This window comes from Marinomonas sp. BSi20584 (assembly GCF_002792415.1).
Classification (GTDB): domain Bacteria; phylum Pseudomonadota; class Gammaproteobacteria; order Pseudomonadales; family Marinomonadaceae; genus Marinomonas; species Marinomonas polaris.
Genome location: NZ_KZ454871.1, coordinates 205,349 through 225,753, shown reverse-complemented (window position 1 = coordinate 225,753; position 20,405 = coordinate 205,349). Strand labels below are relative to the sequence as shown.

The window sequence follows — 20,405 nt, the reverse complement described above, 5'->3', positions numbered from 1 at the left end:
TAGAGTACCACACCACCTTTTAAAATAAAGGAAGAGGATTGTGAGAATGCTGTAAAATAATCCTAATATATTTATTAAAGCTTCATTTTTGTATTTCTTTTAAGAGACTTTTGGATACTTCCAAACCGGCTGGAATATCGACAAAAAGGTTAAACTCTTTTTTCGAACTTTTCTCCAATTCAATCAGTAGCATTATTGCACTGTCGGCGAGCTCTACACCTTTGGCAAGTAAAAAATCACCGTGATGATTTCTTAAGTCTCGAGATAGTATCATCCCTGCCGTAAGCTGCTGAGAAGCAACACAATGATCATCGATAGAGTGTTCGATTTTCTGTGTAGATAAACAAGACTTTAGTGCTTCAACGGCACTGGTGGAGTAATAAGTGCCTGATTTTGAAATCAAATAGTCCATAGCATCTTGGTGTGACAATGTGGTTTCCCACATGCGCCCTGTGATTAGCTCAACATAGTCATTGGCGACGGTTAATATTTGCGCCGACTTTGGAATGGACGCCTCTTTCTCTCCTCTTGGGTAGCCTTCACCGTTTAGGTACTCCTTATGATGAAGAATAATGTCTGCGACCGGAACTAAAGGGCGAATATTTTTCAGTAATGTCGCTCCTTTCAATGGATACTGTTTGTACTCGTGTTTTTGTTCTTCTGATAACAAAACATAAGGGGTAAAAAGCAATTCATCAGCGAAGCTCATTTGGCTCATATAGCGCATTTTTGCCGCTCTGGTAAGATGAATTAGCTCTCTTTGGGGTAAGTTTAATAACTCTGCCATGTCGGTTACTAAGCTGATTATATCGGGTACATCCACGCTCGATCTTGGCGTACGCATGTCTAAAAGATTGGCAAATAAATCGACCGTATTTTTATAGTTTTCTTGTAATGCTGCATTGATCTCAATGATTTTTTGCGTACGTTCTTTTACTGTTGCTTCTAATGTTTCATTCATTGCGGTGAGTTTTTCGTTCTGCGAAGTAACCAAAGACTGTAAGTGCTCATTTCTTTTCTTTAGGTTTATGGTGACAAAAGCATCGTGGACCAGCGTTTGTAGCTTTTCATCGTCCCATGGTTTTTCAACATAATGAGAAATTCTACCTAAATTTATCGCATCGGAAATGGCTTCCATATCCGCATAGCCAGTTAATAAGATCCGTATTGTATTTGGATGTTTTTCTGCTGCAATGGCCAAAAATTCAGGTCCTGTCATCTCTGGCATACGAGCATCTGAAACAATCACATCAATGGCTTGCTCTTTTAAAACCTCAAGACCTTCTTGGCCGCTATTAGCAATAAATACATCACAGTTAGCCTTACGAAATAAGCGTTTTAAAGAAGACAATACGTTCTTTTCGTCATCAACTAATAATAAGCTAGGACGGGTTTCCATCGCGTCTAGATTTGATGCATCGTTGCTCATTTTATACCCTCCATTGATCTGGTTGAGCGGGCGCCTTCATAAGGTAGCCAAATACTAAACTCCGTGCCTTTGCCCAGTTCACTTGTTACATCAATCGTGCCTTGGTGGTCTTCAATTATGCCATAGGAAATCGATAGCCCTAACCCTGTACCGACACCAACTTCTTTGGTGGTAAAAAATGGATTAAAGATAGATTTCAAATTCTGTTTATCAATACCGCTACCGTTATCTGATACTTTAATTCTTGCACCGTCAGCGCTTTCGGCGAGATGTATGGTTAGTTCCCCGTGCTCATTCATAGCATGGGAAGCGTTGACAAATAAATTCAAAAACACCTGCAAAAGCTCACCGCTATTTCCCAAGATCGGCTGCACTTCTTCAATTTGCTTTTTCACTACACCCTTAAACTTTAGTTCATTACTGGCAAGTTTTAATGCTTCATCGATAATTTGATTGAGGTGGCAGAATTCTTTTTGATGATCCGACTGACGAGAGAAGCGTTTTAAGCCGCCAACGATATCGATAATTCGTTTTACGCCCTGTTGTGACTCATTTAATAGGTTTTGTGTATCTTCTATTAAGAAATTCATATCGACATCGTTCCATGCCTTATCGAGTGCTTTTGCCGCATTTTTTATGTTTTCATCAGTGGACTTGATCGATTCATCTGTCAGGGTTTTAGACGTTTCGACATACTCGATAAAGTCAGCAATATAGCCGCCCAAAGAACTTATATTACTTTTGATAAAGCCCATTGGATTATTTATTTCGTGAGCAATCCCTGCTGATAACTGGCCTACAGTCGCCATCTTTTCGGACTGAACAAGTTTCTGTTGTGTTTCTTTTAAGGCTTCATTGGCACTGGTGATTTCCTCATAACTCGTTAACAATTTATCTTCCTGATATCTGTGTTCCAGAATGATCGCGAGCTGTTTGAAGCCTGTTTCAAATACATTGAAAACTTGGGTTTGTTTGTCTGTCAGCCCTTGGCTAAACAAAAAAACGATGCCGCAAAGATGATCTAGGCTAATGATTGGCAGAGCTATGACGGTATCAATGTTTTTCTCGTCGATAACTAAGTCTATTATTTGTAGATGTGTTGCTTTTCTTTCGCGAATGAGCGGCTCTATTTCAGCAATGATATTTCCCACTTCATCACTTTCTATTTCTAATGGCTGCCCTTCATGTTGATCAGGGTTTTTAAGTAGCGGAGAGTGAAAATCAGATTGATTATTATCAAAGGGAAAGTGCGCAAACGTCGCAAAGGAAATGTTACTTAAACGCATCATATCGTTGACAATCTTGGGTAGAAAATCACGAAGGCGTAGCCTTTCCAAACCATAACGACCGATGTGGTTAAGAAACTTATTTTCCTGCACCGCTGAGTGAAGAGAATTGACACTTTCTTTCAACGCGAGATTAGCAAAATGAAGCTCTCTGCTTTTTTGCTCAAGTATAGATTCTGCTTGTTTACGTGCTTTACGTTCTCGCTGAAAAGCCGCTTCGTATTCCATAGGTATCTCCGGATCTAGATCCGCTCTACGAGTAAAGAGCAATGATCTGCCCCTTCATTCATACAGCAAGTATGTTTAATGATAACGGGAGTACCAAAGCTTTCAGCGGCTTGATGTACAAGACCTATGGCCAATAAACACATTTTACGAGGTGATTGATAATAAAGAGTGACGCCGTTTTCATGTTTTTCAGTAACAAGAATTTTCGGTGTTAACGCATCTGGATACAGCTTATGAACTTCCACATGAATCACTGAATCCACAGCGCCAAGCAGCGACCAAAGATCAGGAAAATTCATCATTGCAGGAGGCAAGCTGTGTGCTAAGCCCTTGTATAGATAACGGCCAAATGCCTCAACTAGATCTGGAACCGGGACCGAGCTGTATTCTGACAAAGCAACAACAAGGGATAAAATCTCTTGGTCGTCGTAATTGTTTGCACTGGTATAAATACCGCCACTGGGCAAATCACATTTTTCCAGTAACGTTTCCCAACATTCCATACCAAATTGGTCTTCGATCATTTCTTGAAAGTGAGTAAAAACGGCGCCTTTCATGACTCTTGTCCTGTCTCTTTGTGTTAGTAATAGAGTAGACAAAAAATGCAAAAACTCTTACAGGCAATTGGTTTAGGTGCGTAATTTTTTGTTGGACGTTAAGGTGCTTAACGTAATGAAAACAGGCGTTTCATATGATTTTGTGGGGATTTAGCATTGTTCTGGAGGTATATAGGAAGGGAAACGTACCGAGCCAGATACATAAAGTATCTATCTGGCTCTGGGTGTTTTAGAGGCTATGTTTAACTACTAACAATTAGATCGTTCAAGGCTTTGGAAATCAGATCTTTTTTCACCAAGGTACGTTTAACTGGTTTATCAAACCAAAAATCCATTGGTTGATCAAAACCGATGCCGTGCATGTAGTTGTAGAGCGCTTTACGCAGTCCGTCACCCAGCATGTCATGATCTGTGCCGGTTGGATCAGTGAAATCCACGTCGTTTTCTGCGAACAAAATATCGGGGCGTTTCGCGAGAGTGATGCCGTATTCTTCCGGATTAATACCAATCGGGCTGTGTGCAGTGGCTGCGAATCTGTGCCAGAAGGCCGATTGGAAACATTCTTGAGCCATCATCTGACGCACCATTTCTAGGGCATCAATGGTTTCTTGCTCGGTTTGTGTTGGGAAGCCATACATCAGATAGGAATGAACCAGAATATCCGCATCACTGAAGGCTTTGGTCACTCGGGCCACTTGCTCGACGCTGACGCCTTTTTTCATCAGTTTTAGTAATCGGTCGGACGCTACTTCAAGGCCGCCGCTGACGGCGATACAACCGGAATCCGCTAATAACTGACAGCGCTCTGGTGTAAAAGTTTTTTCAAAACGAATATTGCCCCACCAACTGATCACCACGCCCCTTTCGATTAAACGCCTTGCTAGCGCAAACAAGGCTTTTGGTGGCGCGGCTTCATCGACAAAGTGGAAACCAGTCTGTCCTGTCTCTTCGATCAACTCTTCGATACGATCCACCAAAATATCAGCGCCAGCCGCATCATAGCGATCAATGTAATCCAGTGTCACATCGCAAAAGCTACACTTGCGCCAGTAACAACCATGAGCAATGGTCAGCTTGTTCCAGCGGCCATCGCTCCAGATGCGATGCATGGGGTTGAGCATTTCACACAAGGATAAGTATTCGGTTAATGGCAAACCATCGTAAATTGGCGTGCCGACATCGGTTTGGGGAATATCGTGCAGCTCCGCGTTTTCATTATAGTGAACGTATGATTCGCCATTCTCGTCTTCTGCGAGGAAGTAAGTACGTACTAACTCATCTATTTCGCGCTTGCCGTCAAAGAATTCCAGCAAGGTCATAAAAGGACGTTCGCCATCATCTAGACAGATAAAATCGACAAACTCAAACACACGAGGATCTTTTAGCGCACGCAGCTCGGTATTAATAAAACCACCGCCCAATACCACGGGTAGATCAGGATTGATGGCTTTACAGGTTTGCGCAATACGCAGAGCCCCCAACATATTACCGGGGAAAGGCACGGTTAACGCCACGACGCTGGGTTGGGTTTCTTCGAGATATTGCTCGACCAACTGCTCTAGAATCTCAGAGCTAAAACTCGGTTCGCCCATCAGTGTATTGTATAGATCATCAAAGCTTGGGTTGGCCGCCGCCAAACGCTCGCCATAACGGCTCACTTCAAAATACGGGTCAACGCCTTGAGTAATCACCGCGGACAAATCATTAATAAACAATGTAGCGAGATACTTGGCTTTGTCCTGTACGCCAAGATTACCAAAGGCGGTTTTGAGTATATCGCCGGAAACTTCTTCCATCTGAGCGATGGCATCGAAGGCTGGGCCTTCTGGCAAGAAACGACGAGAGATAATTCGCAACGCAAGGCTGGAATCTTTGCCCTGCAAAAAGCGAATCGCAGGTTCGACGCAAAGACGATAACGATCGAATTCTGCCAAAAAGGTAAAGATGGCATCAGGCAATTCGTCGTCTTCAAATGACTCGAAGTTCTCTTCCACATGCTGACGGATAATATCCAGCGCAGGCGCTGTCATCATCTCAAGAAAAAGCTCAATAGCAGGGTCTCGCTGCACCGCCTCGTAGCCCCGAGAGCGCAAAAAGCCAGTCAAATACGCCGTCGCTGGATACGGCGTATTCAGTTGCGTCATGGGTGGGGTCATCAGAAGAACGGTCATAGCCTGCCTTTAAAGTAAAACCTAATCATAATCTGGCGGATTCTAGCACTTAAAGAAGAGTAGAACCCTTAAAAAATGATGTGCTTGCGGTGATCAATAAGCTGGATATGGAATGATTTTGGTAACATTAATCATTCAAAATGAAGGAAACCGAGTTTAGACGGTAGTTTTTTCATCTGACCCTGATGGAGCCTTATGTTAGAGTACGCGCCGTTACAGGTTGCTGGCGTGATGTCAGCAATAATAGGGAAGTCAGTGCAACTCTGACGCTGCCCCCGCAACGGTAAAAAAGTCAAACTTTGCCAACAAGCCACTGTGGTTCACCATGGGAAGGCGGCAAAGCCTGCATTCGCAACTTTTGAGTCCGGAGACCTGCCTGTAACTGGGGGTTCTGCGTAAGTTGGAACCAAATGTCACCACTGTGCGGGCGTGCTCAGTGCAACAGTAGACTTTATTATGAAAACTCAATGTATTTCCCCAGCGTTCACGAGAACCCTCGTGGCGTTTAGTGTTGTGTCCGCCGTTTCGGCTCACGCAGCGACAACAGCAGATTCATCGTCGACCTTATCGCCTTTGGTGGTTACAGCAACATCTACTTCGGTCAGTGTGGCGGATTCGCTGTCATCTGTTACGGTTATCAATCGTGAAGAAATCAAAGCTCAGCAAGCGCAAGAAATAAGCGAGCTACTAGCGGCGCAGCCGGGTGTAGATATCAGCTCGAATGGCGGTTACGGAAAGACCACTAGTGTTTATATGCGCGGTGCTAGTGCAGAATCTACTAAGTTTTTGCTCGATGGTATTCCTTTGTATTCTGCGACATCCGGTGGCGCGCCATTTGAAAATATTCCGACATCTTTGATTGATCGTCTAGAGATCGTTCGAGGTCCTAAAGCTACCTTGTATGGCGCCGATGCGGTAGGCGGCGTGATTCAAGCGTTTTTGCCAGAAGCCGATGATGATTCGCACATGAATGTATCTGTAGGTGGTGGCTCGTTTAATACAAAAACTATCGATGCGACTGTGTCTGGTTCCAGCGATAGCACGCAATACCTTTTGTCAGCAGGCAAGTTTGAAACCGACGGTGATATTGTTAAAGAAGGTGAGGGAGCTCAGGGCTACCGCAACGAAAATGTATTGCTCAATGTTGGACATGATTTTAGCAGTGGTGCGCGCATCAGTGGTTTGATTATGAATAGTGAAGGGCGAAATCACTATGTCGGTGACGAAAATGATTACCAAGTGCAGGTGATCGGGCTGAGCGTCAGCCTTCCAGTAACGGAAAATTGGGATACAGAGCTGAAATTGTCTCAGACTCACAACGACAGCAAAACCATTTCTTCAGAGGATAAGTACAACACTAAAACTCAAACTGCTCGTTGGAGCAACACTATTTCGGCAGGTGAACATGAGTTTGTGTTGGGAGCTGAAACCTCTGAAGACAAGGTCGACGTCACCAGCTACCAAGCACCTGATCGCAGTAATAATGCGGTGTTTGCCCAGTCTCAGTTTGATTTTGGGGCAACCAATTTGCAACTTAATATTCGTCAAGATCATAACAGTGCTTATGGTGATTCGACGACAGGCGGTGTGGCTGTTGGTTACAAGCTTGATGGTATACATACTCTACGTGCAAGCTACGGGACCGCTTTCGAAGCGCCAACATTTAACGATTTATACTATCCAAGCAGCGGCGACCCAACACTCAAAGCGACGAAATCTAAAACTATTGAACTGGGCGTTCGTGCCGATTATGACAATGTGTACTGGGACGCTGCGGTGTTTGATGCATCCTATGGCGATATGGTTATCTGGTCTAATTACACAGGGTCTTGGGCGGCTTACAATGTGGATTCTAAAGTCCAAGGTGTTGAGCTGTCTTCAGGCCTAACATTAGAGCAATGGCAGTTAAAAGCGGCATTAACGTGGCTAGACGCAAAAGACGACGATACGGGTTTTCAGTTGCCTAAACGTGCAAAACGTAGTGCCCGTTTAAGTGCAGATCGCCTATTTGAAAAAGGACGGGTTGGTGTGACATTAATCGGAGCGGATGGTCGAGCTACAACATTGGGCAGCTCTGAAACGTTGGCAGGCTATGTGACGATGAATTTGCGCGCTAGTTATGACTTTGCCGCTGATTGGAACGCTGAACTTAGTGTCAAAAACGCCCTTGACAAAGAGTACCAAACGGCAAAAGGCTACTTTAGTCCGGGTCGTGGCGTGTTCTTAACCCTTAACTATTCGGCATTTTAATGGCTAACCCGATGCGTAGTTTGTTGTCAATATCGGCTTTATTGCTCAGTGGTTGGGCATTCGTGTCCAACGCGTTGGCTGATCCTATCTGTGTGGTGGATGATCGCGGGCGAGATGTCTGTATTGATCATGCGGCAATGCGCATCGCGGCGTTATCACCTGGCGCCACCGAGCTGATTTATGCTGCTGGCGCGGGGGATAATGTGGTTGCGGTGGTGTCTTATAGTGATTACCCAGAAGCTGCAAAAAGCGTTACCTCAGTGGGCAGTCATACGCGCTTAGATTTAGAGCGTTTGATCAGCCTACAGCCCGATTTAATACTGGCTTGGGGAACCGGTAATCCAACCGAGCAAATCGAAACACTAGAACGCTTGGGGCTACCTGTATATTACGTAGAGCCCCATGAGTTCGAAGACATTGCTCGTAATATCGACAACTTGGGCGCACTAGCTGGCACCTCACAACGAGCCAAGGAAGAAGCAAAGCGCTTTCGTACTGGCATTGATGTTTTGCACGAACGCTATAAACAGGCCCCTCGGGTCAAAACCTTTTATCAAGTTTGGGATGAACCGCTAATGACGATGAATGGCAGCCATTATATTAGCAAGGTGGTCGACTTATGTGGCGGCGATAATGTGTTTGCGGATTCGCCGCGTTTGATTCCTCGCCTGAGCCAAGAGGCGGTATTACTGAAAAATCCTGAAGCCATCATTGCTGGAGGTATGGGAGAACGAAACGCCAACTGGCTCGAAAAATGGCGAGCGTTTGCCGATTTGTTAGCTACGCAAAAAGATAATCTGTTTTTTGTGCCGCCATCGTTGATTCAGCGTCCAACGCCGCGATTATTAGAAGGTGCACAAATACTCTGTGAAAAACTGGATATTGCCCGTGCTCGACGTTAAGACTCGTCACCCGACAAACCGACGCGCGTTGATATTGCCACTTGGGGTATTAATGTGTGTGTCGATGCTTAGTGTCGTGTTTGCGATCACCCAAGGCAGCGTCAACTTATCGCCTTACGCTGTTTGGCAGGCTTTGCTTGGGCAAGGCTCGGGTCTTAATCAAACTCTCGTATTAGAGCTGCGCTTGCCTCGTGTTATGGCGGCGTTTGCTACGGGCGGTTTGTTGGCCGTGGCGGGAGCTTTGATGCAGATCCTCCTTCGGAACCCATTGGCAGATCCTTATGTGTTGGGGATTTCAGGTGGCGCATCCGTGGCAGCGCTGGCGGCGATTTTGCTTGGAATCAGTGGGGTTTTGATGTCAGGCATGGCGTTTCTCGGCGCGGTTTTATCTACTTTATTGGTATTTGGTTTATCTGCTCGCTTGGGTAATACGGCGACTATGCGGTTGTTACTAACTGGCGTGGTGATTGCTGCAGGTTGGGGTGCGTTGATTACACTTATGTTGGCCCTCGCGCCGCCCCATAAAATCCCTGGTATGTTGTATTGGTTGATGGGCGATTTATCCTACGCCAGCACGCCATGGTTAGCTTGGCTGGTATTGGTTCCGACCTGCTTGATTTTAATGCCGCTCGGGCGCAGCCTCAATGTGTTGGCTCGTGGGCCTTTGCAAGCAGCGGCACTTGGTGTGAATGTGAAAAGCCTCGAACGCTTTGTTTTTTTGTTAGCCAGTTTATTGACCGCGATTGCAGTGACAACGGCCGGTAGTGTTGGTTTTGTTGGTTTGGTCATTCCACACATGCTGCGTATGGTCTTGGGCAATGATCAGCGACTGATTCTGCCCGCAAGTGCTCTAGCTGGCGGTTGTTTGGTAACACTTGCTGACACCTTGGCACGTACTGTTATTGCCCCAGAGCAACTGCCTGTAGGCGTCATCACTGCGTTGCTTGGGGTGCCAACCTTCTTGTACCTATTGCAACGGGGGCGCTTATGACCAAGCTGAAATTAACTCAATTGCTGGCGGCGATACCTAATAAATCCCCCCAACCAACGCATGCTTTGTCATTAACCTTTCAAGCTGGCCAAATGTGGGGGATTTTGGGGCCAAATGGCGTTGGAAAAACTACCTTGCTGCATACTCTGGCAGCTTTGAAAACGCCAGCACTAGGCACTATTGAATTAAATGACCAACCTATTACCGAATTGCATCGCTTAAGACTCGCGCAGCAAATTGGCATTATGTTTCAAGAGCATCAAGATGGCTTCCCTGCGAGCGTGCTGGAAACTGTCTTGTTAGGACGCTTTCCTCATTTATCGCCTTGGGAAATGGAGAGCGAACAGGACCTAGCTCTAGCGCACGCGGCGTTAGAGCGTTTGGACTTGGCGGAGTTTGCACAACGGGCGTTAAACAGTTTATCGGGTGGGGAGCGACAACGTGCAGCGTTAGCGGCTTTAACGGCGCAAGCGCCAGATGTATGGCTGGTGGACGAACCGACTAATCATCTAGATTTGCATTATCAAGTCGCAGTAATGGGTTTACTCGCAGAACAAACTAGCATGGATAAAGTGGTCGTTATGTCACTGCACGATGTGAACGTTGCTGCTCAATGGTGCTCTCATGTACTGCTTTTGTACCCAGACCGTCCACCAATCTGGGGAAAAGCCGCTAGCTTATTAACTCAGCAAAATCTAGAACCGCTTTATCGCCAGAAACTGGCCATGACAGAACTAAACGGCAAACCACTATTTGTGCCAATAGCCTAATTTACTCAATAATTGGTTTGAGATAATCAGGGCCAAGTTGCTGCATTTGGCGTTCAACCCAATCCACTCTTTGACGAAGATAATAGGTTAAAGCGTTAGGATTTCGAGTGCGCGGGCTTGGTAATAATACGGCCAATCGCGCGGCTTGGTTCATGGTGAGTTTACTGGCAGATCTACCAAAATAATGCTGGCTCGCGGCTTCAACACCGTAAATGCCTTTGCCAAATTCCGCTATGTTTAAATATACTTCTAGAATACGTTTCTTGCCCCAAAGTGCTTCAAGGCTCACCGCTAAGCCAGCTTCTAGGCCTTTTCGAACAAAGCTACGACCAGACCAGAGAAAGAGGTTCTTTGCAGTTTGCTGCGTAATCGTACTCGCACCACGAAGACCATCGCCATCGTCGTATTGGCTTAGCGCCTTACTGATGGCAGCAAAATCGACACCTAAGTGATCAGGGAAACGCTGATCCTCTGAAGCTACCACCGCCAACGGCATATAAGTCGGTAACTTATCAATGCTAATCCAAGTGTGTTTGACCGGATACTGGCTTTGCAGCATAAACGCTGTTGTCGGTGGTGGCACAAAGCGAAACAACAACAAGATGAGAATGAGAAATAGCAAAAAACGCCAAACAACAAACCAAATCCTACCGAATATACCTTGTTTACGCTTTGCCATTCATTGTCTCTTAATAGTTTTAATGGGGCTTTCTAGCCCGCAACAAGCATAAGTATAAACAAAAAAGGCATCGGTCTCCTTTAATTCTGACAAGTGGGCTCATCATGAAAAACTTGAATGGCAAATTGAGAAGCTTGGAAGTTTATTATTCCTTTACATCTGACTGTCTTTAATTCTGTTGCTTTATTCCTGTAGTATGCGCCCACTAACTTTTAACTATATAAAACAATATCTTACTTTAGATCATCGCAATAAGGGCAACATCAAATGGCCGATTTTAAAACCCACGTTACCGTGGCTGCCATACTCAGCGCACCATTGGCAGCAAGCACGTTTATTATGGGCTTTGCCAACATGAACGAAGCGATTTTTTATGCGTTAGCTGGCACATTTGGCGGACTATTGCCCGATATAGACGCCGATGACTCGGCGGCCATTCGATTAATATTTCGATTGTTTGGTGCTTTAGCGGGTGGCTTAGCGATTGCATTTGGCATGGATAAGTTACTGCATTGGCAAATTCTCGCGTTAGCGATTGTCAGCTATCTGCTGGTGCGATTTCCCATTCGTTGGGGATTTGAGCAATTCACCATTCACAGAGGCACGTTACACAGTGTGCTGGCGAATATAATGTTTGCCATTCTTGCTGTGCCAGCGACGTATCACCTGTTCGCTTTGCCAGCGAAAACCGCGTGGTGCATTGGTGCTTTTGTGTTTCTTGGTGCGACCATTCATCTGGTTCTCGATGAGTTATACAGCATCGAGCTGTCTGGGATGCGTATTAAACGTTCATTTGGCACGGCTATGAAAATCACCGACTGGGGCGAGCCGCTAGCTTCTATTTTGTTAGTACTTGGATGTGTGGTGGGCTACTGGCTCAGCCCAAGTGCTGATGCTTGGCTCGATGCTTTTGCTTGGTGGCCGGAGCCAGAACGTTTGGCTGAGTGGATAAAGCAGGGACTGAATGAGTTTAATCACTTGTGGAGCTAGAGCTCATAACATTACGGTTTCACTTTTAAGTCACCATCAAGTTGAGCACCAGCCATCATCTGCTTTGCTACATGAGGGTGAATTGGAGTTAATCCAGATTTCATTCCTAATGGCTTGAATACTTTATCGATAATACTCTGTATTTGGCTGCCTTTGTCTTGCTCGATATCGGTCAAGGTGCGACGGCTAACGCCAACTAATTCTGCGTAGCGAGTTTGGGAAAAACCAAGTACCTCTTTGCGAAGACGTTTTAACATTTGCCCTTGGGTGATTTCACCTAAAAGATGTTTTTGTAAAAGTGCTACGAGTAAAGCTTGGCGTTGTTCAGCTGTCATGCTCATAAAAGTCCCCAGCGATTGAGTTTTGCTTCTAACCATTTAATTTGAATAACCTCTAAGATACGTTCAGGAACCCCTCTTGCTTCTAAGCGTTGTTGTAACCCAACAAGTTTGCTGGCTGTTTCTTTTAACGCCGACAGCGATGTTTCACTTGGGCACAAATCGTTAAGTTCTTCAGTAATAGCTTGCCAACGATATTCTCCGCCTTCTTCAAATGGTGAGCCCCATTTTGTCGTTCTAGTAACACCTTCAGGATCGACCTTCATTGGCGCAAAGTCATAAATAGGGGATAGCCAAATATTATTCGGTTTTTTGAGCAGAGCCGTATTTCGACCATGGTTATCTGAGTTGCCGAAAGCGATATTGAGCAAATCGCGTGTTAACCAATCGCACAAAAAACGTTCAGCATCAAACTCTGTTGATCGCTTTTGTAATAAGTTACAAACAGAACGGATGACCTCAAAATGGTTAAGGTAGCTTCCTGCTGGTTTGTTTAACACAGAAAAAATAGACTCCAAACCGAAGCGCTCCCAGTTATTCCCATTCCAATGCGTATCAAATCTAGGTAGCCAAAGAGAAGGGTATCGACTTCCCTCCTGTAGTTTCATGTTTTCCGTGCTGATCGTATTAAATCCCATCGCTGTTAGCTCATGGTAAAAGTGATATTCCGCTCGCAAAATATCACAATCATCTTGCGTTTTTCTACCACGAGGAAACTTCACTAAATAATAGGCATCGGCAATATCATGTTGTTCTTGAAAGGTATCAATCCAAATTTCTTCATGGTCAGAGCAACGTAATAACAGCTTAGGCGCTTCTCCACCTGCGCCTGTTGCGCCGCCACTAATGGCTCCCATTTCTTGAGCATATTCTAAAAAGCTAGAGTCGCGTTCGACCACATCATTTAAAGTGAATTTTCGAAGATGAAGGGTTGAGTCAGCAGGCAAACTCGGGAGGGATTCTTTTATTCTCAAGTTGCCTACTGGTGCGATAGTGCCTTTTGTCAATAAGACACTGTCTTGTTCACTAGAAGAAAGCGCTTGAAGCCCCCAGAAATCAATTAAATAGCGGCGGGCTGCGCCAGCAGGAACAATATCTTCTAAAAAGCCAAACCAATGATCGGCTTCATGCTCAATCATAATTTGTACGGGTAGCACTAAGCTGCAAGCATGCTCATCATGAAAGTCTAACCATTCAACAGCATACTCGAATTCATAACCAAGGCGACTTGGACTCGCTGTCCCTCTTTCAGGACTGAGTAGCTTTAATATGGCGATATCGCGCCATTGTTGTTGAGTCAGAGCTTGAATCGTGAGTGCTTTCATTGAATGCCTATATGTGCATAGTTTTGCTCATTATAGTCATTGGAAGTGTTTTTTGAGAAATTAATTGCTCAAAAATGTCGGTAAAAGTTATTTTTGAGCACAATGTTGCTCATTTTGTATGGCATAGATTGGTTCACAGCTCACTTTTTGGGATATGAATAAGTGGCTGTCGATACATGAAACAGGTTAAGTCGTTCAACCATGCAAGACTGGCTTATGAAGACATAACCCAGTCTGTGGCTTCTTTCTTACGCTTGAACACCTTGATGTCTGCCGAGATAAACCAGCTGATCATACGGATAAGTCGGTTTTGCCAACGATTCTTCCCATAGATGGCAATGCGATTAAATTCACCGCCGAGTCGTTGGCTTAATAAAAACTCCGACCAAGCGCTTTTCATGCTCCAGCCTTCAAATTCACTAATATCGACTAGCAATACCGCGTATGGGGAATGGATAGAGTAAAGCGCTGCTTCTAGTTTAGGCGTAATGTTTTCAAAATCCATATCACTTGGGTGGCCCGATGTTTTAATGTTAAGTAACAGCTTGTCGTTATAACGCTTTGCATTCAGTGATACACCGCTCTCGTAGACAGACATAACTCGCTCCTGAGTCGTTTTAATTGATACTAATACTGTAAAACAAAGTGTCCTGTTTGAAAGTTGATTAACTCAGCATTGATAGTCAGCAAGCAGCGTGAAATTTACGCTTTTTGTCATGATTGTCAGCAAAGACAATAGAAAAAGGGGAAACCATTAACAGTAGGAGGCTGAACGAGTCTTTTTCCGTTCGACATCACGCCAAGGAAAGCGACTTTTTTGCTTGGCGTTTGCAGCGTTCAGAGCAGTACTTCACCTGAGACCAATCGCGTTCCCACTTCTTGCGCCATGCAAATGGACGCTGGCAGACTGGGCAAATCTTTTCAGGTAAATGTAGTTTTTTATGAGTCATAGCTGTTTTTACGTAAACAGCGATGACTTAGGATCAGTTGACATCGCCAGTCCAATTACGACGTTTGCTGAGACAGTGCACTGCGACGGTGTTGCAAGATAATCAGTAAAACCAAAGCTCCTACTGCCAAGCAGAATGGAAACAGTACCGTGGTAACCGAGTAGGCTTCGAGCGCCACAACGGAACACACATTACGTAAAATTATAATAATAAAAAAAACACGACTTTCTTCAAAGGGGCGATGGTAGGCTTTGCGGAAGGTGGGGCCAAAACCTATCATATCGACTGTGGTCAGAATTACCACTGTCCACAAGGGATCATTGGTGATGTACCACAGCGGTAACGACGCCAACGCCACGATTAAAAAGCCCCAATCCAACTTGCTAATAGTGGCATCGCCACGCTTTATATACGCCAGAATGGCAATGAAAATTGTAACAAAGCCTGATAACCCAATAGGCCATGCGCCTACGCCGCCCTCGGCTTCCAGCTGAGCAAAGAAAATGATGGTGGTGGTAATGCCCCAAATCACCCACGAAAATACGTGAGGCTTTACTTGGCCGCGTAAGATCAGCGCAATGTAAGGCACAAAGCCAATGATCGCCAACACAATGGCGATGACACTAAAAATAAGCTTTATATTGAAATCCATCTGCCTGCCTAGCTCTAACCATCATAGTAAAACTTATTCTACCGACTTCATCACGAAACAGACGGACAAAACACGTCAGATTTGCACTGAAACAGGTCGTTTAAGGTAAATCGGTTAGATATAAATAGTACTCGATAGAGTACGCATAGCAACCTAGTCCGATGTAGCGTTGGGATTGAAGCCCAAAGTCGAGATATTCAACTTTATTGAGATGCTCTACAATCCGATTATTAAACGAACGATTAAAGGCGAATAACCAAATGAGCCCATTGGAAATGGAAGCGGAGCGCACCTTAGTAGGGAAAGGTGTGCTGTTATGTTTAGCGGCGATGTTGGTATTCGCGTCACAAGATGCCGTGACGAAAATCCTCGTGCAGGATATGTCCGTGGCGCAAGTGGTATTAGTGCGCTATTGGGTATTTGCCTTGTTTGCCATCGTTTGGGTGTCACGCACCAGCACCATTCGCCATGCATTACGCTCGGTTCGTCCTAAGTTACAAGTATTGCGCTCCTTATTATCCATCGCTGAGATTGCGATTTTTAATCTAGCTCTGCGTCATCTTGGCTTGGCAGAATCCCATTCGCTGATGGCAGCGTTCCCATTGATGGCGATAGCTTTGGCGGCCCCCATCCTAGGGGAACGGGTAAGCATGAAATCTTGGTTAGCGGTTTGTGTAGGCTTTGCAGGAACGCTCGTTATCCTTCGGCCTGGGCTGGACGTCTTCAAACCTGAGTCATTGATACCATTAACCGCCGCCCTGTGTTTTGCCTGCTACCACGTGGTGACTCGTCAGGTGAGTTCAGCGGGTGATGGTTTTCATACCAACATATTGTATATGGCGTTGATCGGCTTCGTGTGTGCAACCCTCTTTGGTGTGACGGCATGGCGTGCACCAAGCATGCAGGAATGGGTTTTATTGGCCGTGATCTCGATTATGAGTGTCGCCGCACAGCTATTGCTAGTGAAAGCTCTAGAGTATGCACCAGCCTCGGTATTACAACCGTTCAACTACAGTTTACTGGTGTTTGCCACCATTATCGGCTTCTTAGTATTTAGCGAACTACCGGACAGATGGACCATTGTAGGAGCGGGCATTGTCATTGCCAGTGGACTGTACGTGATCTACTTACAGCGTACTTGTGAATAGTTTTGGTCTGGTTCTTAACTCTTAATGATATAGAGATTGCAATGTAAACTTTGCTTGGTTATATTTTGAGCACAACTTATCCTTCTTCCACGCGTGGCGATATACAGACCCCTGGAGTTGGACGAATAAGCCGGCCTAGTGCCGGTTTTTTCACATCTGGGCCTTGGAAGGTGCAAATAAATAATGGATATGGACAGTCCTTACCTCTCTTCTTTTTCCTTTGGTATTCGACTCACCAGTCATCATGACCTACAAGTAATTGGACTGAAAATATGAAAACGAGAGTTTACATCGATGGTTACAACTTCTACTTTGGTTGCTTAAAAGGTACGCCATATAAATGGTTGGATCCTGTTTCTCTTATTGAAACCTTACTGGTACGTTCTGGCGCTCCCGAATCCATTCTAGATGAACTGGCAGTTAAGTTTTTTACCGCTGAAATAACTGAACGCGCAGCATCGGATAGCAGCTCTTTGAAGGATCAACGAGCTTATCATCTTGCGTTGCATAATCACCGCCAAGGTAGATTGCAGACCATAAAGGGCAACTACTCAGTTGATAAAACCAAATTGCCGAAGAGTCGCAGTCAGATAGAAAGTTATCTGACTGCAATGGCGCGCATAGGCTAATGGCTGCTAGGCAGCAATATAGCCGCCTTCTAATGCCCATTTGCGTATTAGTGCCTGCCACTCATCTTTGGTGTATCGATAAGCTTTACGCTGACGAATCATATCAGCCCATTCTTCATTGGCTTTGTTTAAATTGATCAAACCTACTTGCGCACGTCTCTTGTTTAGGTTCTTTGGGTCAACGACATTGTCGCTGTATTCCACCCGATCACTGCGCTCATTGAAGTCATTGAATGCGCCAAAGATGGATGGTTGATAAGAGAGCGTTAACCAACGATCAATCGAGACGGCGTAATACCCTCCATAGCACTCGCCTAAAGGCAAAGCCTCACGCATTAATTCAGCACTTCGATATTGAAATTGGCTGTTCTTCAAGCAGTTAATGCCTAACCAGTAACACGCCTCCATCCCTTCTCGTCCAACGATTTGAGGGCCGAGCCACCCGTATTTGTCATAGATTGCTTCGAGCATCTCGACGGACTCTTCATTAAAATCATCTAAGTGGTCGAACCAGCCAGCTTTTTTAGGTGAATAACGGCGCATCAGAGCAATGCGCATAGCATTGCGTCGAGTTAACTGCTCCGCGAGTGTTGGATCATAGTAGGCACTTGGTTGAGTGGATTTTTGAATGAATAATTTCAAGCGGCGCCAACTGGCAAAGCCATACTGTCGAGCCGTGACTCTCTGTGCATCTAGAATAGAAAAAGGTTGCAATAAGACTTGCTCAGTTTGCAAGTTTTGAAAAGAAGTATCGAAATGGCTGATCAGCTCTACGACACTTGGATCGCCTGAACGATGTTTAGATCGTAAAGTACGTGCGGCACGATGTAGATATTCAATGCTGGGATTATTTGGCAAGGTTTTCATTTAAGCTCTCCTATATAGGTTGCACTTAACTCGCGAAAGCACAGAAAGCTAAAATGTCATATAAAAGGGTGGAGCATTACAGGTAAGGTTAACCTTTTTCCGCGAGTCGGATGCGCCCTGAAGCACTGTGTGTGATTCTAAAAACTTCCGGTACGTGTTGCAAGGATAATAGATATTTTTAAAGTGCGAAAAGTGGGGCTGATGAAAATAACCCATGACCTCTATATCCAATTGAGTCGCCAACAAAAAGGCTGCGCTAAACGATACCAAGCCTTGTTCAAAGTACACGTATCACATGAGGAACTAGGTCGAGTACGCACAGCCACCCAGTCCGACATGGCATTGGGGAATGACAGATTTAAAGAAGAGATCTAGAAGCTAACGGATAGACAAGTGACGCCAAAAAAGCGCGGTAGAAAATCGAGTCAGGTGGATTAATTTTCATCCGACCTCAATTTTTGCACAATTGCTCCGTCGTGAATTTTGATCATGGCGTATTATCTAAATCTTCTTTAAATAATATTTCTAAGTAGGCTTGTTCTAAAGCGTCAAAGGCATCAGTGGGAACTTCATATTGAAACTGATCTCTACGCTTCTTAGATATCTTGCCGCTTTGCTCTAAACAGAAGACGACCAACTTTGAAAGTGTTCTGTCATTAATATCGTACTGCTTATTGATATGGCGTTTTAGAGCGTCGTATTGGTTGAGATACGCCACTTCCTGCTTGATATAGTGTTCCATGGCTTCGTCGCATGCTTCTGCCATCAACTCAGCACAGGCGGTGCCATCCCAATGGCGATAGATAGATTCATGACCTTTGAACTCAAAAGCATAGTTTTCTGTGTCGAGGTAGTCAACTTGCCAGAAGGTTCTGATTTCGGAGGAGTAAGCGCTTAATGTAGCCAGATACTCTCGCTCTTTGTTATACAAAACGGCCGAGACAGGCAGTAACAAGCCATTCGCGAGCTGACCGCTGCGGCATAATACGTGATGAAACATAAAGCGTGATAAGCGTCCATTCCCATCCATAAAAGGGTGTAAGAATACAAAACCAAATGAGATGACCGCACCAAGTACAATAGGATCTACTTGCTCTGGTAACTGGTTGGTCAATTGCTCCCACTCTTGCATGAGTTCACGGCATAAATTCGGTGAGGGTGGTATATACGTAACGCCAATAGATCCAGGAGCATTAATTAAGTAGTTCTGCTCATTGCGATAGGAGACGGCCCATTCATAGGGGTTGTTGATCGTGGCCTTTTGCAATTCTGCTAAATAGTCTTCATCGATTACACGGGGAATGTGTGCTTGTCTCAGTAGGTTGGTATACCGCTGGATTTTATTGGTATCGGGCTGCTCTTTCTCGATAGCGAAGGAATCTTTGGTTTCACTGAGATACACCCAAGATAAAGCTCGGTTGAGCATGGCGTCATCTAACTCATCAGTAAACTCTTTGGCTTTTTGCAAAGTGTTTTTGGCCAATGCCTTTTCAAGCCGCTCAGTTCGCTTCACGATGATGCTGTAGTCTAAGGAGCCGATTACATTGACATGGACGCGCCAGCGTTTATTCGTCTGATTATCTGCGGTGATAAAACGCTTTGGATCTAATAAAGGGATATAGTTACCACGTATTAGTTCAGTGGTGCGTGGTAATGATTGCTGATGAAAGTGTTCCCAAAGTAGGCAGGCAATACGGATATATTTCCCCATAGGAGCGGATTCATAGCACTCTAGGAGCGCTTCTGCACTAACTTTGAGCAGTGTTTGAGAAAATTAAGGTCTTCGTATTTCAGTGCAAAAAGAATGTGATCGAGTATCTTATCCGAAGGCTTTAATGAGGCAGGCGTTGCTAATGTATTGTCAATTAGCTGTACCTTAGTTACTGGCATAACACGGGCAGATACTTGCAACGGCAGCGCTTTTATATCTGTGCGCTCCAGTAAGTATGCGTAGCCTACGGATGTATTTGTCATATTCAGCACCAAAAAATTTTTACAAAACTAAGATTTTAGTTATATCTGCTTCATTCACTAAGATAATAGTTACATTCTAGGCATTGTTCCTTGGTGTTGGATACGCCTAACTGCAATTTAATCTAAGAAAATGTTTACGGAGCTAAGATTTTTGTTACAAATCGTCATTTCTTTAAGAAAATGTTTACAGGCTGTGTAAGTAAGCGTTTCTATATGGTTTATCTTGAGTATGATTTGTTATCTGGGCTTTTTAAAAATAGGCACTTAAT

At 44.7% G+C, this 20,405-nt stretch carries 21 protein-coding genes and 1 riboswitch; of the genes, 8 read left to right on the top strand and 13 right to left on the bottom strand.

All coding sequences use genetic code 11. The features are described from left to right. Positions 1-82 precede the first annotated feature (82 nt). From TY87_RS05035 to TY87_RS05020, 4 genes are all read right to left on the bottom strand, one after another. Positions 83-1,429, bottom strand: a complete 1,347-nt coding sequence (locus tag TY87_RS05035) for a response regulator c-di-GMP phosphodiesterase, NosR family (protein WP_100186229.1) — start codon at positions 1,427-1,429, stop codon at positions 83-85. Further along, the gene (locus TY87_RS05030; protein WP_100186228.1) at positions 1,426-2,943 is read right to left on the bottom strand and encodes a sensor histidine kinase; all 1,518 of its coding nucleotides are present in this window, start codon (positions 2,941-2,943) and stop codon (positions 1,426-1,428) included. Before TY87_RS05030 ends, TY87_RS05035 begins: the two co-directional genes overlap by 4 nt. Before the next feature lie 14 nt (positions 2,944-2,957). After that, a complete protein-coding gene (locus TY87_RS05025) occupies positions 2,958-3,500 on the bottom strand; it encodes a heme NO-binding domain-containing protein (RefSeq protein WP_100186227.1) in 543 nt (180 codons plus the stop codon). A 242-nt stretch (positions 3,501-3,742) separates the two neighbouring features. Beyond that, on the bottom strand, positions 3,743-5,644 hold the full coding sequence (locus TY87_RS05020; RefSeq protein ID WP_232617069.1) for a B12-binding domain-containing radical SAM protein: 1,902 nt from the start codon (positions 5,642-5,644) through the stop codon (positions 3,743-3,745). 227 nt (positions 5,645-5,871) lie between these two features. Then, positions 5,872-6,065: riboswitch (cobalamin riboswitch) on the top strand. 62 nt (positions 6,066-6,127) lie between these two features. Here TY87_RS05020 and TY87_RS05015 point away from each other — a divergent pair. Genes TY87_RS05015 through TY87_RS05000 form a run of 4 tightly spaced genes read left to right on the top strand, consistent with a single transcriptional unit; the run spans position 6,128 to position 10,584 of the window. Beyond that, on the top strand, positions 6,128-7,921 hold the full coding sequence (locus TY87_RS05015) for a TonB-dependent receptor domain-containing protein (protein WP_100186225.1): 1,794 nt from the start codon (positions 6,128-6,130) through the stop codon (positions 7,919-7,921). After that, on the top strand, positions 7,921-8,823 hold the full coding sequence (locus TY87_RS05010) for a cobalamin-binding protein (protein ID WP_198432039.1): 903 nt from the start codon (positions 7,921-7,923) through the stop codon (positions 8,821-8,823). The genes TY87_RS05015 and TY87_RS05010 overlap by 1 nt, the downstream gene beginning before the upstream one ends. A 52-nt stretch (positions 8,824-8,875) precedes the next feature. Next, a complete protein-coding gene (locus tag TY87_RS05005) occupies positions 8,876-9,814 on the top strand; it encodes a FecCD family ABC transporter permease (RefSeq protein WP_011978089.1) in 939 nt (312 codons plus the stop codon). After that, entirely contained in the window at positions 9,811-10,584 is a 774-nt protein-coding gene (locus TY87_RS05000) for an ABC transporter ATP-binding protein (RefSeq protein ID WP_100186224.1), read from the top strand. Before TY87_RS05005 ends, TY87_RS05000 begins: the two co-directional genes overlap by 4 nt. Position 10,585: 1 nt before the next feature. Here the strand turns inward: TY87_RS05000 and mtgA are convergent, their stop codons facing one another. Beyond that, positions 10,586-11,263 carry a monofunctional biosynthetic peptidoglycan transglycosylase gene (gene mtgA / locus TY87_RS04995; protein WP_100186223.1) on the bottom strand — a complete coding sequence of 226 codons (678 nt, stop codon included), beginning with the start codon at positions 11,261-11,263 and terminating at the stop codon, positions 10,586-10,588. 267 nt (positions 11,264-11,530) lie between these two features. Here mtgA and TY87_RS04990 point away from each other — a divergent pair, with 267 nt between their 5' ends. Further along, a complete protein-coding gene (locus TY87_RS04990) occupies positions 11,531-12,253 on the top strand; it encodes a metal-dependent hydrolase (RefSeq protein ID WP_100186222.1) in 723 nt (240 codons plus the stop codon). An 11-nt stretch (positions 12,254-12,264) separates the two neighbouring features. Here TY87_RS04990 and TY87_RS04985 read toward each other — a convergent pair whose 3' ends face one another. From TY87_RS04985 to TY87_RS04965, 5 genes are all read right to left on the bottom strand, one after another. Continuing rightward, the gene (locus TY87_RS04985) at positions 12,265-12,594 is read right to left on the bottom strand and encodes a helix-turn-helix transcriptional regulator (RefSeq protein ID WP_100186221.1); all 330 of its coding nucleotides are present in this window, start codon (positions 12,592-12,594) and stop codon (positions 12,265-12,267) included. After that, a complete protein-coding gene (locus tag TY87_RS04980; protein WP_100186220.1) occupies positions 12,591-13,916 on the bottom strand; it encodes a type II toxin-antitoxin system HipA family toxin in 1,326 nt (441 codons plus the stop codon). Before TY87_RS04980 ends, TY87_RS04985 begins: the two co-directional genes overlap by 4 nt. A gap of 214 nt (positions 13,917-14,130) precedes the next feature. Beyond that, positions 14,131-14,514: a SpoIIAA family protein gene (locus tag TY87_RS04975; protein WP_100186219.1), complete on the bottom strand. Its 384-nt coding sequence runs from the start codon at positions 14,512-14,514 to the stop codon at positions 14,131-14,133. Between the two features lie 196 nt (positions 14,515-14,710). Then, on the bottom strand, positions 14,711-14,866 hold the full coding sequence (locus TY87_RS04970) for a DUF2256 domain-containing protein (RefSeq protein WP_100186218.1): 156 nt from the start codon (positions 14,864-14,866) through the stop codon (positions 14,711-14,713). Between the two features lie 55 nt (positions 14,867-14,921). Continuing rightward, positions 14,922-15,518: a hypothetical protein gene (locus TY87_RS04965; RefSeq protein ID WP_100186217.1), complete on the bottom strand. Its 597-nt coding sequence runs from the start codon at positions 15,516-15,518 to the stop codon at positions 14,922-14,924. Between the two features lie 260 nt (positions 15,519-15,778). Between TY87_RS04965 and TY87_RS04960 the strand changes: the two genes are divergently transcribed. Continuing rightward, complete coding sequence (locus tag TY87_RS04960) at positions 15,779-16,666, top strand: DMT family transporter (RefSeq protein ID WP_198432038.1); 888 nt, start codon at positions 15,779-15,781, stop codon at positions 16,664-16,666. A 272-nt stretch (positions 16,667-16,938) separates the two neighbouring features. Then, a complete protein-coding gene (locus TY87_RS04955; RefSeq protein ID WP_198432037.1) occupies positions 16,939-17,295 on the top strand; it encodes an NYN domain-containing protein in 357 nt (118 codons plus the stop codon). 6 nt (positions 17,296-17,301) lie between these two features. On the opposite strand, the gene TY87_RS04950 is transcribed toward TY87_RS04955, so the two are convergent. Further along, positions 17,302-18,162, bottom strand: a complete 861-nt coding sequence (locus TY87_RS04950) for a DUF6624 domain-containing protein (protein ID WP_100186216.1) — start codon at positions 18,160-18,162, stop codon at positions 17,302-17,304. A 201-nt stretch (positions 18,163-18,363) separates the two neighbouring features. On the opposite strand from TY87_RS04950, the gene TY87_RS22430 reads away from it, so the two are divergent. Then, positions 18,364-18,537 (top strand): hypothetical protein, encoded by a 174-nt coding sequence (locus TY87_RS22430; RefSeq protein WP_157789868.1) that lies wholly within the window; start codon positions 18,364-18,366, stop codon positions 18,535-18,537. Positions 18,538-18,649: 112 nt separating this feature from the next. Here the strand turns inward: TY87_RS22430 and TY87_RS04945 are convergent, their stop codons facing one another. Next, on the bottom strand, positions 18,650-19,873 hold the full coding sequence (locus TY87_RS04945; RefSeq protein WP_198432036.1) for a Fic family protein: 1,224 nt from the start codon (positions 19,871-19,873) through the stop codon (positions 18,650-18,652). A gap of 20 nt (positions 19,874-19,893) precedes the next feature. Further along, entirely contained in the window at positions 19,894-20,136 is a 243-nt protein-coding gene (locus TY87_RS22595) for a hypothetical protein (protein WP_198432035.1), read from the bottom strand. Positions 20,137-20,405 lie beyond the last annotated feature (269 nt).